This is a genomic window from Nostoc sp. CALU 546 (assembly GCF_048836525.1).
Window position 1 is genome coordinate 1 of sequence record NZ_JAWJTF010000116.1, and the last position, 14,928, is coordinate 14,928.

Below are 14,928 nucleotides of genomic sequence, written 5' to 3' on the forward strand. Positions count from 1 at the left end.
TCTAGTCCATTCTCTTAATTCCTCGCTTTTTCCTACTTGCATTCACCCTCCTGCACCCGTAGTAATTCTGCTGATAAAAGCTAGATAGTATTTTACCTGCAAAAATACGCCTTTATTAAATACCTACCCTTGAAAGAGGGTTAGGGTGGGGTGACGCGTTGAGTAATGCTAAGTGAGAGAACTGAATGTTGAGCGTAATTGTTGAGCTTTTCTAGAAAATAAGGGGGAACTCTGACGACAATTTGAGGTTTAGTTATATCAGGCAATTTTTTTAGTTTCAGACTATAAACTGCATTACAGTGTATTACTATTATTCAGTAGCAACACGTAAATTTGCAATAAAGAAGAACAAATTAGTCAATACGAACGCAGAAATGGCTAAGAATTGGGCGATCGCGATCGGCATTAACCACTACAACAATCTTCAGCACCTAAACTACGCCAAACTAGATGCCGAAGCTATGCGCGATTGGTTTCAAAAGGAAGTGCGGTTTGACAAAGTATTTTTGTTTACAGAAGATTCTCCCCCAATTAAGACTTCTCCACCCATTCCCACTCAGGCTACTTACGGTAATTTGCGTCGGTTCTTAAGGGCAAACTTTGAAAAACCACTATTAGCACCAGGGGATAATCTCTGGTTTTTCTTTGCTGGTCACGGTTGTCGTGAAGCTGACCGTGACTATCTTATGCTCATAGATAGCGATCCAGGAGATGTAGAACATACGGCAATCCCTGTTGATTATGTTACCCAAAGATTGCGCCGTAGTGGAGCAGATAATGTAGTGTTGTTTTTAGATGCTTGCCGCGATCAAGGAAGCAGGGAAGGAAAGGGTATTGGTAAAGAACATCAGGGAGTAGTCACCTTTTACTCTTGCAGTCCCAGTCAAAAGTCTTATGAAATTGACCAATTGCAACACGGCTCATTTACCCAGGCGTTGTTAGACGGGTTGAGGATAGCAGGTGCAGGAAACTGCGCCACAGTAGAAAGATTGGACAGATATTTACAATCCACAGTACCCACAATCAATCAAACCCACCAGAAAAATCCACAACATCCTTATGCTACAGCCGAACCAGCTAACAAATTACACTTAATTTTGTTGCCCGACTATGCCACCCTAGCTGATATTACCCAGATAAAAGTCGATGCTTATGAAGCTGAGGTTAAAGGAGATTGGGAATTAGCCAAGCAATTATGGATTCGCGTGAATGTGGCTGCTAGGGGTTCTGATATGCAAGCAATTGAAGCATTTTCTAGAATTTTCCAGCGACAAGGAGAGTCTTCTGCACCCCTAAAAAGTCCTGAACCTTTGCCAAATGGCGGGAGGTCAGGAGTTTCTGAACCAGCAACTACAGCACATCAAGCTGGACTACAGGTTTTTGAGTTTGAGATTGTGAAGGTAAATGCAAGTGGTCAAGAGGTGAAACGAGATACAAGCGAAGCCGAATATTTCACCGAAGACTTAGGAAATGGCGTCAGCTTAGAAATGGTGTATATTCCCGATGGCACATTCCTGATGGGTACAGAAGATGAAGAGATAGAAAGGCTTGTGCAAAAACTCGGTTGGAATGGGTTTAGAAGAGAAAAACCTCAGCACGAAGTAACGGTTCAATCATTCTTTATGGGTAAATATCCAGTTACCCAAGCGCAATGGAAAAGAGTAGCAGCACTACCCAAAGTTAACCGTGACCTGAAAGCAGACCCATCTAAATTTAAAGGAGATAAACGACCAGTAGAGCTAGTATCTTGGGAAGATGCAGTTGAATTTTGCGATCGCCTCTCTAGCCTCTCCAAATATACAAATAAGCAATATCGTCTACCGAGTGAAGCGGAATGGGAATATGCCTGTCGTGCAAGCACAAATACACCCTTTCACTTTGGCGAGACGCTTACAACTGAGTTAGCTAACTACGATGGAGATTCTACTTACGCTTCTGAGCCAAAAGGAAAAAAGCGTGGAGAAACAACAGAAGTAGGCAGTTTTCCACCCAACGGCTTTGGATTATACGATATGCATGGGAATGTTTGGGAGTGGTGTCAAGATAATCGGCATGACAGCTATAAAGGAGCGCCTAGAGATGGAAGTGCATGGATAGATAATGATAATCATTATCAAATGCTGCGGGGCGGTTCCTGGATCGACCTTCCAGGAAACTGCCGTTGTGCGTCTCGCCACTACGACTTTTGGGCGGTGCGCGACAACATCTTCGACGATTTTGGTTTTCGTGTTGTCTGCGCGGTTGGGAGGACTCTTTAGCCCTTTATACTTTAGCTCTTTTGCCCTTTGCTCTTATTCTCTTTACCCTTTTTGAGTGTAGCGGAGCGGAACGATCTACTTTTTTTGAAAATCAAAGGTTGAATTAGAGAGAGAATTAATCTTAGAGGATGTTTTAAAAGTCCTCTGGTTGGTAACAAAACGTTTTAGATCCCCTAAATCCCCCGATAAATTGCGGGACTTTTAGAGACTTTGCCCCCTTTTTTAGCTACGGTGTACACACAAGTTATCGAATTACTACCAGTCCTCGAATTACCCCACCCTAACCCTCCCCTTGCAAAGGGGAGGGAACAAGATTTTCCAGTTTCCCCCCTTTACAAGGGGGGATTAAGGGGGGTAATTCTACTTGTGTATGCACTGTAGCTTTTTAAGGGGGGTTGGGGGATCAACAAGTGCCTAAAATTACAGCCAACCACTTTTAAAACATCCTCTTACAGCTATTTACATGAAAACTGCTGTAAAAAACACAGACAATAATCTTCTTATGCCAGCAAAATATAGCTCTACTGACTCTCCTGCTTGCAGTTGAGGATGAATTAATTGAAAAACTGCATGAGCCAATAGACTCATGCAGTTTTCAGGAATTAAAAGTGCGGATGAAAGGACTTGAACCTTCACTCCTTTCGGAACTAGAACCTAAATCTAGCGCGTCTGCCAATTTCGCCACATCCGCATCAGTTTACTACCATATCATAAGAAAATAATTATGGCAATAGGGGGCAAGGGAGAAATTAATTTCCTATGCCCAATGCCCAATTCCCCATGCCCAATTACATAACTGCAACACGAGGCAGACGATGCTTAAACCCACAGAGAATTTCCCAAGAAATAGTGTTTAATTGTTCTGCCCAGTCATCCGCTGAAATTTGTTCTTTTCCCTGTTCCCCTAGCAAGGTGACTACTTCCCCTTCTTGGATATTGGGTATAGCACTCACATCCAGCATCAACTGATCCATTGTAATTGTCCCGATTTGCGACACCCGCTGACCGCGAATTAACACCTGCATTTTGTTGGAAAGACTGCGAGGAACACCGTCAGCATAGCCAATTCCCACGACGGCGAGGCGAAGTTCACGCGGGGCAATAAATTTATGACCGTAGCTGACAGCTGTTCCTGCGGCAATTGTTTTAACTTGGGTAACTCTTGCCTTAAGTTGCAAAACAGGCTTGAGGTCGATCGCATTTTGTAAATGCGGTGCTGGGTAGAGTCCGTAAACGGCTAAACCGACTCGCACAATGTCGTAGTGCAATGCCGGATTTGTGAGTGCTGCGGCTGAGTTTGCCAAGTGCAAGCAAGGCGGTTCAATTCCCATTGCTTTGATTTGAGCGATCGCTTCCTCAAATCGTTTATGCTGTTCTTCCATTGCCGTCGGATCAGGATCATCTGCTGTTGCCAAATGAGAATAAATACTGGCAATGGAAAGATGTGGTAAGCGCTGGACTAATTGCACAAATTCGCCAGCTTGCTGCCAATTAGTTCCCAACCTAGACATGCCCGTGTCTAATTTGATGTGTACGGGGACTGGAGAACCATAATTCATCGATTCCAAGGTATCGGAAAATACTAGAGCTTGTTTAGGGCTACAGAGTGTGGGCTGGAGTTTCCAATGTGCGATCGCATGAATCTGTTCTGGTGTATGAGTTGCCCCTAAAATCAAAATGGGCGCTTGAATCCCACCTTCTCGCAATTGAATTGCCTCTGGAACTGTAGCGACTCCCAGCCAACTAGCTCCCGATTGAATTACGGTTTGGGCGACTGTCACCGCTCCATGTCCATAAGCATCAGCTTTTACTACTGCCATCAACTGGGTATTCGGCGATAAAAACTGCACTAATTGCTGTACGTTGTAAGACAATGCGCCTAAATCAATTTCTACCCAAGCTCGTTGCGAAAACCACGCGTAGGGGTCGCACTGCTGATTAGGAACTACACCGGGGATTTCTTTGCGACTTAACATTTGTACTGACTCCTATCCCACCACGGCTAAACTTCAAGTTATCTATCTATACACGCTCCTAAAAGCGAGATCAGATTAAATAGGAAGTTTACCCTTCATATTGGAATTGATACAAGATATTGGGGCATTGGGCATTGGGCATTGGGCATTGGGCATTGGGCATTGGGAAGAGGACAAGGAGAATCGGGGACAAGGGGAAAGACTTGTTGTAAGTTTTCTCACCTTGTCTCCCCCTCATCTCCCTCATCCCCCTCATCTCCCTCATCCCCCTCATCTCCCTCATCTCCCTCATTCCATGCCCAATGCCCAATGCCCAATTCTCCCGAAAGTATAATTTATTCTCATTTCCCTAGCAGGATGTATTTGTGTTAATATTTATGTAAAGCTAATACCCTGAGCGCAGATAAATGGGGAAGGTTTTAGTCTTAAACGCCTCTTACGAACCTCTCAATATAACGAGCTGGCGTCGCGCTGTGGTTCTGTTAATTAAGGGCAAAGCAGAACGCGTGGAACACAACGGTAAATTCCTTTATTCGGATTTTCCGTTGCCGACCGTGATCCGGTTACGTCATTATGTACGTGTTCCTTATAAAGAAATTCCTCTGACTCGCCGAAATATATTGCACCGTGATAGTCATGCCTGTCAATACTGTGGTTACACAGGGGATGAATTGACACTAGACCATGTAATACCGCGATCGCGCGGCGGCGGCGATACCTGGGAAAACATTGTGACAGCTTGTGTCCGTTGCAATGTCAAAAAAGGCAGTCGGACTCCTCACGAAGCTCACATGCCTTTGCGTCATCCCCCACGCCAACCTTATAGCAGCCTCTATTTCGAGGTCAGCAAACATCTTAAAAGTGGACTGCATACAGAGTGGCAAAAGTATGTTATAGGACTTTGAGCAAAAAAGCAGAGGAGCAGAAAAGCAAAGAAGAAAGAAGAAATACCCTCTTTCTTTGTGGGACATAGCCAATAACTATTAGTTATGGAGTGTTAGAAAAATTCGCGGCTATATGGCTTGCAACAAAGGCGAGTGCGTCAATCCTCAAGCCTCTACTTAATGTATGGGGTTTCTTCTTTACTTCTCGTCTTCCCTGCCTTCTTCCACTGGACTTTGCTCTAAAATTATCAGAATTATGAGAATTTTCAAAGGCGATAGGAAACAGGCGTTGTTCATCAAAAATAATTGTTAATTGCTCAATAGTCACAATAATGAGAATATTAAGCATAAGAATATTTCAAATATCAAGGACTAATCCTAAAGTATAAGATAAAAAATATACCCTAAGTCAGATAAAAATCCCTCTGATTCAATCTACGGAAGAGAGAAAAAGCTCCTAAAACAGATTTATGCTGCCAGATACAGCCCGATCTACTAAATTTCCTTGGTGTACGCCCTTGAGTGGAATTTAGTTGAAGTTAAGCGCTGTTACTGACAAAAAATATACTTAGATGTATAGTGCAATGTCTTGATATTTTTGCGAAGATCAAAATAATGTGGCTAAATTCAGTGAACTGCTGCTCGTAGTATCTCTGAATTAAAGGAGCCTCACACTTTAAAAAAGTTCCCTATGTACTTGAATTCGCCCGTTACTCAGTTTGAGAGTTTGTCATTGACCACAGAGCCAAACCAAGAGGAACCTGAAATCGAGAAAGCGCCAGTGGATGTTGCATTTAAAAGTCCGTCATTACCGCCATCGGTAGGTGATGGAGCTATATATCTCAGTCACCGCGGTAATTCTCTGGCACAACAAAAGTCAGAAGAACTACAAAGAACCCTTCTGGCACACAGACACGATCGCCAGCTCGTAATTCTGCAAGATTTTCCTGATCCTGATGCCCTTTCCTGTGCCTGGGCTTACCAGTTAATTGCCCAGCAATATGATATCAAATGTGAAATCATTTATGCGGGTGCATTGAGCCATCAAGAAAATATTGCTTTGGTAAGGTTGACTAATTTACCTATCCAACGCTGGACGCTGCAAACCCTGAAAACCAAAGATTTGTCATCTTATCAAGGTTTTGTATTAATTGATAACCAGGGAACTACTTCACAGCTACTATCAGCTGTACAGCAAGCTGGAATTCCCCTAGTAGTACTCATCGACCATCACAGTATCCAAGGTGATCTCCAATCAGAGTTTGAGGATATTCGCCCTTATGTAAGAGCAACGGCAACAATTTTTACCCAGTATCTCCAAACAGGATTACTGGCATTAGATAGCAGCATAAATCAACACGTCAAATGCGCTACTGCCTTGATGCATGGCTTGCGATCGGATACAAATCGGCTCATGCAAGCGCAAGAAGAAGACTTTATGGCAGCGGCGTATTTAAGCCGATTTTATGATGCTCAACTGCTGAATGCCATTTTACAGGCCAACCGTTCCAAGCGGGTAATGGATGTGATCGAGCGATCGCTAAAAAATCGCATCGTCCAAAATAACTTTTCTATTGCTGGTGTCGGTTATCTACGTTACGATGACCGCGATGCCATCCCCCAAGCGGCTGATTTCCTCGTCACCGAAGAAAATGTCCACACCGCTGTAGTTTATGGCATTGTTCACGATGAAGATGATGAACTGGAGATAGTCATCGGCTCCCTGAGAACCAGCAAACTTACCCTTGACCCGGATGAATTCATCAAAGAAGCCTTTGGCCAAGATAGCACAGGGCGCTTTTTCGGCGGTGGAAGAACAAGCGCAGGTGGCTTTGAAATTCCAATGGGTTTCTTATCTGGCAGCAACGAAAATTCTGCTTATGCAAAAATGAAATGGGAAGTATTCGACACTCAAATTAAGCAAAAACTGCTGAGGTTGGTTAACCCTAGAGATAACCCAATTCAGTCGGAGTAGAGGGAACCCAAGGAGACGCGGAGAACTCCTAACTAATGCAGTAGTCAAAGTGTTTGGTCAGATAGCATCCCTTCCCGATTTTTGATAAAAGTCGGGAATTTGGATTTTATGACAATAGCTGAACGAAATCAAAGTTATACCAATTTGAAAAAAGAATGCGACAAATAGACCATTTGTAGAGACGCGATTCATCGCGTCTTTACCCAAGGATGTGTTGCAATCATTAATTGAATTGGTATTCATTTGCGTCTACCTATTTATTTGTGAAGAGGGAGCGCTATGAAATCTATAAAACTCCAAATCTTGCAAACTCTGTATGAGCAAGATTTTTGTGAGTGGGTAGAGCAGACAGCAGAGCTTTTGCGATGTCTACGACGGGCTACGCCTACGCATCAGTGGGACACGCTGGATTTAGAACACTTAATCGAGGAAGTGGTGGACTTGGGTAAGAAAGAGTCAACAGCGAGCGTCGCAAAGTGCGTTGCGGTTAGTCTTATCGCATTTGTTGAAGTGTAAGTATCAACCCGAACGTCGTAGTCACAGTTGGCAAGTGACCATTAATTTCTGCAAGAAAGTCCTAGCTTGCGGCGTTTTTTAAATGATGCTGAGTGGATTAATACCACTTATCAGCGATCGCGGCGAGAGGCAATGCTGGAAACAAGTTTATCAGAAGATAACTTTGCGATCGCTTGTCCGTTTTCTGTTGATGAGATTTTAGACTTAGACTTTTATCCTAACGCTGACCAATAATCGTAAGCTTATTTAGCTTATAACAACCGTTATCCCATACGCTAAATCGAGTAAATATACAGCTTATCTTTAGTGTCAAGATATTTTATAGTTATCACCTTTAATTTTTCAAGGCATAAGAATGACACAGCAAGAATTGTTCAACGAGTTTTTATCCCTTCCTGCGGAAGCGCAGCGTCAAGTAATCGACTTTATTGCTTTTTTGCGACAAAAATATGCAGTCGTTGAACCTGCATCTAAATCACCGGATATTGACTTGATAAATGATAGCTTTATTGGGATGTGGAGCGATCGCCAAGATTTAACTGATAGCACTGCTTGGGTGCGTGGTGTTCGAGAAAATGAGTGGTCAAAGTCACATGACTAACTCAACCATCGTTGATACTGATATTCTAATTGATGCAGGTAGCGGTGTTCTCGAAGCAGTAAATTGTTTGCAAAATCTGAAAGCGAGTTCTGGCTTGGCAATTAGCATAATCACACAAATGGAATTAATGGTTGGTTGTCGTAACAAAGCAGAACTACAAACACTAGAAAATTTCCTCAAGCAGTTTTATATTATTAAGATTGACCAGACTGTATCTGACACAGCAGTTGATTTATTACGGTCTTATCGGCTCAGTCATGGGTTGCTAATTCCTGATAGTCTCATTGCGGCTACAGCAATAGTGTGGAATTACCCGTTTATCACAAAAAACCAACGGGATTACAGATTTATTCAAGGTTTAAACCTATTGCCATATCCGTAACTAGAACATCTAAGAGGATGTTTGAAAAGTCCTCTTGTCGGTATCAAAAATTTTAGATCCCCCTAAATCCCCCTTCAAAAGGGGGACTTTGATTCCGGTTCCCCCCTTAAAAAGGGGGGTTAGGGGGGATCTAAAGTGCCTAAAGTCACAGCGAAATACTTTTCAAACAACCTCTAACACCGTGTTGCGCCGGACAGATGGCAGATCAACGAATAGGTAATAATGATTAAGATTAGGATAGGTTAATTAACACCAGACGTAAATCCTAACTAAGCACGGGCTACGCCCCGCTACGCTAATAAAACTCAAATTATGGAACTATATTTAATTCGTCACGGTATCGCCGAAGACAAGGAATTAGGCATCAAAGATGAGGAGCGCAGCCTTACCAAAGAAGGAAGGCAAAAAACCGAGAAAGTTGCCCAGAAACTTGTTAAATTGGGTTTAAGCTTTGATTTAATTCTCACTAGTCCCTTAGTGCGGGCCCGTCAAACGGCTGATATCCTCATAGCAGAAAAACTAAGCGCCCAATTAGAGGAATCTAGCCACCTCGCCCACGATGGTCAAGTTTCTAGTTGGCTCAAAGACTGGTTAGAGCCGAGGAATTATTCTCAAAATACCCAATTGGCGCTGGTTGGACATGAACCTGGTTTGAGCAATTGGGCAGAAATTCTCCTGTGGGGAGAAGTCAAAGAAAGCTTAGTCTTGAAAAAAGCAGGTATGATTGGGATAAAACTACCAGAAACAGGTTCTCCTCTGGGTCGTAGTCAGATGTTTTGGTTGACACAACCCAAGTACCTGCTATAACAGTTTTTCAACATTTTCTATTGTTGTTAGAACGGCTACTGTTATGGCGACAATAAATTTCTGGTAAGTTAGCTTGATCAGATATTTCAAAAAGCGAATGGTGTTGCCATGATGGTGTGCGAATACAAGCCTGGTTTAGAAGGCATTCCCGCCGCTCAATCAAGTATCAGCTATGTTGATGGGCAAAAGGGAATACTAGAATATCGTGGCATCCGGATTGAAGAACTAGCAGAAAAAAGTACATTCCTAGAAACTGCTTATCTTTTGATCTGGGGCGAACTGCCAAGCAAGGAAGAACTGAAAACATTTGAGCATGAAGTTCGTTACCACAGGCGAATAAAGTACCGCATTCGGGACATGATGAAATGCTTTCCAGAAAGCGGTCATCCAATGGATGCCTTACAAGCCTCTGCTGCGGCTTTAGGCTTGTTTTATTCGCTCCGGGATTTACATAATCCTGCCTATATTCGAGATTCAGTGGTACGCCTAATAGCAACGATTCCCACGATGGTGGCGGCGTTCCAACTGATGCGAAAAGGCAATGACCCGGTACGTCCCCGTGATGACTTAGACTATTCTGCCAACTTTCTATACATGCTCAATGAGCAAGAACCCGATCCTTTAATGGCGCGGATTTTTGATATCTGCTTGATCCTTCAAGTCGAGCATACAATGAATGCTTCTACCTTCAGTGCCAGGGTGACAGCTTCCACCTTGACCGATCCTTACGCTGTGGTTGCTAGTGCTGTGGGAACCTTGGGAGGGCCCCTGCATGGTGGAGCGAATGAAGAAGTAATTCAGATGTTGGAAAAAATTGGCTCTGTGGAAAATGTCCGTCCTTACATAGAGCATTGTCTGCAAACTAAATCTAAGATTATGGGCTTTGGACATCGTGTGTATAAAGTGAAAGACCCACGAGCCATAATTTTACAAGGATTAGCAGAGCAACTGTTTGATAAGTTTGGCTATGACCAGTTCTATGACATTGCTCAAGAAATGGAACGAGTGGTAGGAGAAAAACTCGGTAGTAAAGGGATTTATCCAAATATTGACTTTTATTCCGGTTTGGTGTACCGAAAGATGGGGATTCCCACAGACTTGTTTACACCAATATTTGCGATCGCTCGCGTTGCCGGTTGGCTAGCCCACTGGAAAGAACAACTAGCAGAAAACCGGATTTTCCGTCCTACCCAGGTTTATAACGGTCTGCACGAAGTTACTTATACCCCCATCGACCAACGGTAAATTGGGCATTGGGCATGGGGCATGGGGCATTGTTGGGAAGAGAATTACTTCAATTTCCTCTTGCTCCCCTGCTCCCCTGCTCCCTTTCCCCTCAATAGCCAATCTCAATGCCAACCATAAGTAGAAGTTCTCATCTCGCTTCAGAGGGCTAAAACCATCCAAGGATATACTAGGCATGGGAATTAGCGACAAATCTTCTATCAAGCGTCATCTGGGCAAAAATTAAAAATGGGTGAATTTACAGGTATTAATTTAACTAATAGTTGTAACTCACCATGACTCGATGTCTTAAAGAGCGGAAACATGAACTCAGGAATTGACCTCCAAGGAACTTTTATTGAATCCCTCCGGGATTTAGGTTTACCAGCAGGAACAGCCAAAGCGATTTGGATGCCACTGCCAATGATACTGATGCTGATTGGGGCAACAGTGGGGGTATTAGTAGCCACTTGGCTAGAACGAAAAATTTCCGCATCTGCACAGCAGCGAATTGGGCCAGAATACCAGGGCCCTTTTGGGTTGCTGGTGCCTGTAGCAGATGGTTTGAAGTTGGTATTTAAAGAAGATATAGTACCAGCCAAGTCTGACCCCTGGCTGTTTACCCTCGGCCCAATTATTGTTGTAATTCCGGTGTTTCTGTCGTTCCTGATCGTTCCCTTTGGGCAGAATATCGTAATTAGCAATGTGGGCATGGGCGTATTCTTGTGGATTGCCTTGTCAAGTATTCAACCCATTGGTTTGCTAATGGCTGGCTACGCATCTAATAACAAATACTCCCTCTTAGGGGGCTTGCGAGCAGCAGCGCAATCTATTAGTTATGAAATTCCTTTGGCGTTGGCGGTGTTAGCGATCGCTATGATGTCTAACAGCCTCAGCACCGTTGATATTGTCAATCAGCAATCTGGCTACGGCATTCTGGGCTGGAACATTTGGCGACAACCAATCGGTTTTCTGATTTTTTGGATAGCCGCCCTAGCTGAATGCGAACGATTACCCTTTGACTTACCCGAAGCAGAAGAAGAAATCGTTGCAGGTTATCAGACTGAATACTCAGGGATGAAATTCGGTCTGTTCTACTTGGGTTCCTACGTTAACTTGATCCTTTCTTCCTTACTAGTAGCAATTCTCTACCTGGGCGGTTGGGACTTTCCTATTCCCCTCAACCTCATCGCTGGTTGGCTGGGAGTAAGTGAACTAAATCCCGTGTTTCAGATAGTAACTGCTTCTTTGGGGATCACAATGACCGTCTTCAAAGCCTATTTACTAGTGTTTGTCGCCATCCTGTTGCGCTGGACAGTGCCACGGGTACGGATTGACCAACTGTTAGATTTAGGATGGAAGTTTTTGTTACCAGTCGGTTTGGTTAATCTTCTATTAACCGCTGCCCTGAAACTAGCCTTTCCCTTCGCCTTCGGCGGGTAAGCCAATTTTAGATTTTAGATTTTAGATTTTAGATTAAGTCTGAAATCTAAAATCCAAAATCCAAAATCCAAAATTGAAAAGAGAGAGACACAAAATGCTAAAGTTCCTGAAACAAGTTGGCGATTACGCCAAAGAAACAGTACAAGCTGCGCGTTACATTGGTCAGGGGCTTTCTGTTACCTTCGATCACATGCGGCGGCGTCCGATTACCGTACAGTACCCTTACGAAAAACTGATTCCTGGCGAACGGTTTCGCGGTAGGATTCACTTTGAATTTGATAAGTGCATCGCCTGTGAAGTTTGCGTTCGCGTTTGTCCGATTAACCTGCCTGTAGTAGATTGGGCATTCGACAAAGCCAGCAAAAAGAAAAAACTCAACCACTACAGCATTGACTTTGGAGTTTGTATCTTTTGCGGTAATTGTGTGGAATTTTGCCCCACTAACTGTCTATCCATGACAGAAGAGTATGAGCTTGCCACTTACGATCGCCATGAATTGAACTATGACAACGTAGCGCTAGGTCGTCTGCCCTATAAGGTAACAGATGACCCAATGGTTACACCACTGCGCGAACTAGTTTACCTACCCAAGGGTGTCCTTGAACCACATGGACTTCCCGCCGATGCGCCACGTGCAGGTGCGCGTCCAGAAGACTTGGTAGAACAAACAGAAAAATAAATGTCATTTGTCATTTGTCCATTGTCATTTGTCCTTTGTCCAATGACCAATGACTAATGACCAATGACCAATGACCAATGACCAATGACCAATGACAATTGACTAAGGACAAAAAACAGTGAATCTAGCAGAAGGAGTACAGTTTGTATCGCTTGGCATACTGGGCGTGATGATGATTGGGGCGGCCATTGGTGTGGTGCTGTTCTCCAACATCGTCTATTCTGCCTTTATGCTGGGGGGTGTGTTCATCAGTATGGCAGGAATCTACCTGTTACTGAATGGTGATTTTGTTGCCGCCGCACAAATACTAATTTACGTTGGTGCGGTTAACGTGCTGATTTTGTTTGCCATTATGTTAGTGAACAAACGGCAGAACTTTGTAGCATTCCCTAACTCTTGGGTGCGGAAAGTACTCACAGGTTTAGTCAGTGTAGGATTATTCGGTCTTTTAAGTACTATGGTGCTGGCTACTCCTTGGGCTTACTCAACTGCTCCTGTGGTGGGTGGTGAAAGTTCTATAATCTTGATTGGAGAACATTTCTTCACTGACTTTTTACTACCTTTTGAACTGGCTTCCATTTTGCTGCTGATAGCGATGGTAGGAGCAATTATTTTGGCACGTCGCGAGTATTTGCCAGACCAACTGACACGATCCGATGTGGGGCAAACTGTTTTGACTTTACAAGAACGCCCCAGAGAACTGGTATCAACAACCAGTGAAACAAAAGAGTAATATTTGCGACTTTATTCGCAGATAAAAAGCCAGTTTTTTTCAGGAGGTATACTCAGATTCATGCAACTCCAGTACTTTTTATTACTAGCAGCAGCTTTATTCTGCATCGGTATCTACGGTTTAATTACCAGCCGCAACGCTGTGCGGGTGCTGATGTCAATTGAATTACTGCTCAATGCTGTTAATCTGAATTTAATGGCATTTTCCAACTTCCTCGACTCAACATTAATTAAGGGTCAGGTTTTCACAGTATTTGTGATTACCGTGGCCGCAGCCGAGGCGGCGGTGGGTTTAGCGATCGTGCTTGCCATTTATCGCAACCGCGATACCGTCGATATGGAGCAGTTTAATCTCCTGAAGTGGTAACTGTGCGTGCAACTAAAGCAGGTAATCATTGCTTATAAAGCGCGGGATGCCCGGAGTAAACAATGGGCAGAAATCTGTGCTAAACAACTAGAAAGTCGCGAGTGCCACGTGTTGATGGGGCCTAGCGGGCCGAAAGACAACCCTTATCCTGTCTTTTTGGCTTCAGCGGGTCAACCAATCGATCTAGCTTTGGTACTCGGTGGTGATGGTACTGTTTTAACTGGTGCCAGACATTTAGCCCCAGCGGGCATCCCTATTCTGGGAGTGAATGTGGGAGGTCATCTGGGGTTTTTAACTGAGTCAGTGGAAGAGTTTCAGGATACGGAGAAAGTTTGGGATCGACTGTTTGAGGATCGCTATGCTATCCAACGACGGATGATGTTGCAAGCTGCGGTGTATGAGGGTCATGGATCTAATTTGGAACCAGTGAGTGAACATTACCTGGCTTTGAATGAATTCTGTGTCAAACCCGCTTCCGCTGACCGAATGATCACCTCAATTCTGGAAATGGAAATTGACGGTGAGGTAGTCGATCAATACGTCGGGGATGGGTTGATTATTTCTACTCCTACAGGTTCTACTGGTTATACCGTTTCTGCTAATGGGCCAATTATGCATGATGGTATGGAGGCGATTACTGTTACTCCCATTTGTGCAATGAGCCTTTCTAGTCGCCCCCTCGTTTTACCCCCTGGTTCTGTGGTGAGTATTTGGCCTTTGGGGGATTACGATTTGAGTACCAAGCTGTGGACAGATGGAGTGTTGGGGACTTCGATTTGGCCAGGACACCGCGTTGATGTGCGGATGGCAGATTGTCGGGCTAAATTTATTATTTTGCGCGAGAACAATTCCTACTATCAAACGCTACGGGAGAAGTTGCTTTGGGCTGGTACAAGGGTTCACTACAACAATAATCACCGTAATTAATTAAGTATTTTAGAGTGCATCTACCGCAGATTGCGATCGCAACGAAAATACCGCAGGTATCGCAACCAATACCATCCAAGCCCCTAGATTTATCTAGGGGCTTTCTGCCCTGAATTTGATTTTTTAACTGATCGGCAAAGAAAAGTATAACTAGGTA

The 14,928-nt window shown here is 43.8% G+C and carries 16 protein-coding genes, 1 tRNA gene and 1 pseudogene; 14 read left to right on the forward strand and 4 right to left on the reverse strand.

All coding sequences use genetic code 11. The annotated features are described in order from the left end of the window. The first annotated feature begins 374 nt into the window (after positions 1 to 374). The gene (locus tag RRG12_RS35905; protein ID WP_420762513.1) at positions 375 to 2,258 is read left to right on the forward strand and encodes an SUMF1/EgtB/PvdO family nonheme iron enzyme; all 1,884 of its coding nucleotides are present in this window, start codon (positions 375 to 377) and stop codon (positions 2,256 to 2,258) included. Positions 2,259 to 2,867: 609 nt separating this feature from the next. On the opposite strand, the gene RRG12_RS35910 is transcribed toward RRG12_RS35905, so the two are convergent. Further along, positions 2,868 to 2,949: transfer RNA gene (locus RRG12_RS35910), tRNA-Leu, on the reverse strand. Positions 2,950 to 3,046: 97 nt separating this feature from the next. Beyond that, on the reverse strand, positions 3,047 to 4,234 hold the full coding sequence (gene alr, locus RRG12_RS35915) for an alanine racemase (RefSeq protein WP_420762514.1): 1,188 nt from the start codon (positions 4,232 to 4,234) through the stop codon (positions 3,047 to 3,049). A gap of 407 nt (positions 4,235 to 4,641) precedes the next feature. On the opposite strand from alr, the gene RRG12_RS35920 reads away from it, so the two are divergent. After that, positions 4,642 to 5,139, forward strand: a complete 498-nt coding sequence (locus RRG12_RS35920; protein ID WP_012411878.1) for an HNH endonuclease — start codon at positions 4,642 to 4,644, stop codon at positions 5,137 to 5,139. 82 nt (positions 5,140 to 5,221) lie between these two features. On the opposite strand, the gene RRG12_RS35925 is transcribed toward RRG12_RS35920, so the two are convergent. Further along, positions 5,222 to 5,467, reverse strand: a complete 246-nt coding sequence (locus RRG12_RS35925) for a hypothetical protein (protein ID WP_420762515.1) — start codon at positions 5,465 to 5,467, stop codon at positions 5,222 to 5,224. Between the two features lie 342 nt (positions 5,468 to 5,809). On the opposite strand from RRG12_RS35925, the gene RRG12_RS35930 reads away from it, so the two are divergent. Beyond that, entirely contained in the window at positions 5,810 to 7,093 is a 1,284-nt protein-coding gene (locus RRG12_RS35930) for a DHH family phosphoesterase (protein WP_420762516.1), read from the forward strand. A gap of 57 nt (positions 7,094 to 7,150) precedes the next feature. On the opposite strand, the gene RRG12_RS35935 is transcribed toward RRG12_RS35930, so the two are convergent. Continuing rightward, complete coding sequence (locus RRG12_RS35935) at positions 7,151 to 7,336, reverse strand: hypothetical protein (RefSeq protein ID WP_420762517.1); 186 nt, start codon at positions 7,334 to 7,336, stop codon at positions 7,151 to 7,153. Between the two features lie 36 nt (positions 7,337 to 7,372). Between RRG12_RS35935 and RRG12_RS35940 the strand changes: the two genes are divergently transcribed. The 11 genes and pseudogenes from RRG12_RS35940 (at position 7,373) to RRG12_RS35990 (ending at position 14,771) form a co-directional block, all read left to right on the forward strand. Further along, positions 7,373 to 7,609 carry a DUF29 family protein gene (locus RRG12_RS35940; protein WP_420762518.1) on the forward strand — a complete coding sequence of 79 codons (237 nt, stop codon included), beginning with the start codon at positions 7,373 to 7,375 and terminating at the stop codon, positions 7,607 to 7,609. Beyond that, positions 7,599 to 7,843 (forward strand): annotated as a pseudogene (locus RRG12_RS35945) (DUF29 domain-containing protein). Before RRG12_RS35940 ends, RRG12_RS35945 begins: the two are co-directional and overlap by 11 nt. Positions 7,844 to 7,964: 121 nt before the next feature. Continuing rightward, positions 7,965 to 8,210, forward strand: a complete 246-nt coding sequence (locus tag RRG12_RS35950) for a hypothetical protein (protein ID WP_420762519.1) — start codon at positions 7,965 to 7,967, stop codon at positions 8,208 to 8,210. Beyond that, positions 8,203 to 8,592 carry a type II toxin-antitoxin system VapC family toxin gene (locus tag RRG12_RS35955; RefSeq protein WP_420762520.1) on the forward strand — a complete coding sequence of 130 codons (390 nt, stop codon included), beginning with the start codon at positions 8,203 to 8,205 and terminating at the stop codon, positions 8,590 to 8,592. The genes RRG12_RS35950 and RRG12_RS35955 overlap by 8 nt, the downstream gene beginning before the upstream one ends. 312 nt (positions 8,593 to 8,904) lie before the next feature. Next, complete coding sequence (sixA, locus tag RRG12_RS35960; RefSeq protein WP_069070627.1) at positions 8,905 to 9,399, forward strand: phosphohistidine phosphatase SixA; 495 nt, start codon at positions 8,905 to 8,907, stop codon at positions 9,397 to 9,399. Between the two features lie 108 nt (positions 9,400 to 9,507). Beyond that, positions 9,508 to 10,644: a citrate synthase gene (locus tag RRG12_RS35965; protein WP_420762521.1), complete on the forward strand. Its 1,137-nt coding sequence runs from the start codon at positions 9,508 to 9,510 to the stop codon at positions 10,642 to 10,644. A gap of 303 nt (positions 10,645 to 10,947) precedes the next feature. Further along, positions 10,948 to 12,066 (forward strand): NADH-quinone oxidoreductase subunit NuoH, encoded by a 1,119-nt coding sequence (nuoH, locus tag RRG12_RS35970; RefSeq protein WP_069070629.1) that lies wholly within the window; start codon positions 10,948 to 10,950, stop codon positions 12,064 to 12,066. 94 nt (positions 12,067 to 12,160) lie between these two features. Next, on the forward strand, positions 12,161 to 12,745 hold the full coding sequence (ndhI, locus tag RRG12_RS35975) for an NAD(P)H-quinone oxidoreductase subunit I (protein ID WP_069070630.1): 585 nt from the start codon (positions 12,161 to 12,163) through the stop codon (positions 12,743 to 12,745). A 118-nt stretch (positions 12,746 to 12,863) separates the two neighbouring features. Next, positions 12,864 to 13,478: an NADH-quinone oxidoreductase subunit J gene (locus RRG12_RS35980; protein ID WP_069070631.1), complete on the forward strand. Its 615-nt coding sequence runs from the start codon at positions 12,864 to 12,866 to the stop codon at positions 13,476 to 13,478. Positions 13,479 to 13,538: 60 nt separating this feature from the next. Then, on the forward strand, positions 13,539 to 13,844 hold the full coding sequence (gene nuoK, locus RRG12_RS35985; protein ID WP_006199065.1) for an NADH-quinone oxidoreductase subunit NuoK: 306 nt from the start codon (positions 13,539 to 13,541) through the stop codon (positions 13,842 to 13,844). Between the two features lie 6 nt (positions 13,845 to 13,850). Beyond that, positions 13,851 to 14,771, forward strand: a complete 921-nt coding sequence (locus tag RRG12_RS35990; RefSeq protein WP_069070632.1) for an NAD(+) kinase — start codon at positions 13,851 to 13,853, stop codon at positions 14,769 to 14,771. Positions 14,772 to 14,928 lie beyond the last annotated feature (157 nt).

Excerpts from the sequence above, each read along its gene's own strand:
- RRG12_RS35905 (WP_420762513.1), top strand. The coding sequence starts at position 375 with ATGGCTAAGAATTGGGCGATCGCGATCGGCATTAACCACTACAACAAT.
- alr (WP_420762514.1), bottom strand. The coding sequence starts at position 4,234 with ATGTTAAGTCGCAAAGAAATCCCCGGTGTAGTTCCTAATCAGCAGTGC.
- RRG12_RS35920 (WP_012411878.1), top strand. The coding sequence starts at position 4,642 with ATGGGGAAGGTTTTAGTCTTAAACGCCTCTTACGAACCTCTCAATATA.
- RRG12_RS35925 (WP_420762515.1), bottom strand. The coding sequence starts at position 5,467 with ATGCTTAATATTCTCATTATTGTGACTATTGAGCAATTAACAATTATT.
- RRG12_RS35930 (WP_420762516.1), top strand. The coding sequence starts at position 5,810 with ATGTACTTGAATTCGCCCGTTACTCAGTTTGAGAGTTTGTCATTGACC.
- RRG12_RS35935 (WP_420762517.1), bottom strand. The coding sequence starts at position 7,336 with ATGAATACCAATTCAATTAATGATTGCAACACATCCTTGGGTAAAGAC.
- RRG12_RS35940 (WP_420762518.1), top strand. The coding sequence starts at position 7,373 with ATGAAATCTATAAAACTCCAAATCTTGCAAACTCTGTATGAGCAAGAT.
- RRG12_RS35950 (WP_420762519.1), top strand. The coding sequence starts at position 7,965 with ATGACACAGCAAGAATTGTTCAACGAGTTTTTATCCCTTCCTGCGGAA.
- RRG12_RS35955 (WP_420762520.1), top strand. The coding sequence starts at position 8,203 with ATGACTAACTCAACCATCGTTGATACTGATATTCTAATTGATGCAGGT.
- sixA (WP_069070627.1), top strand. The coding sequence starts at position 8,905 with ATGGAACTATATTTAATTCGTCACGGTATCGCCGAAGACAAGGAATTA.
- RRG12_RS35965 (WP_420762521.1), top strand. The coding sequence starts at position 9,508 with ATGATGGTGTGCGAATACAAGCCTGGTTTAGAAGGCATTCCCGCCGCT.
- nuoH (WP_069070629.1), top strand. The coding sequence starts at position 10,948 with ATGAACTCAGGAATTGACCTCCAAGGAACTTTTATTGAATCCCTCCGG.
- ndhI (WP_069070630.1), top strand. The coding sequence starts at position 12,161 with ATGCTAAAGTTCCTGAAACAAGTTGGCGATTACGCCAAAGAAACAGTA.
- nuoK (WP_006199065.1), top strand. The coding sequence starts at position 13,539 with ATGCAACTCCAGTACTTTTTATTACTAGCAGCAGCTTTATTCTGCATC.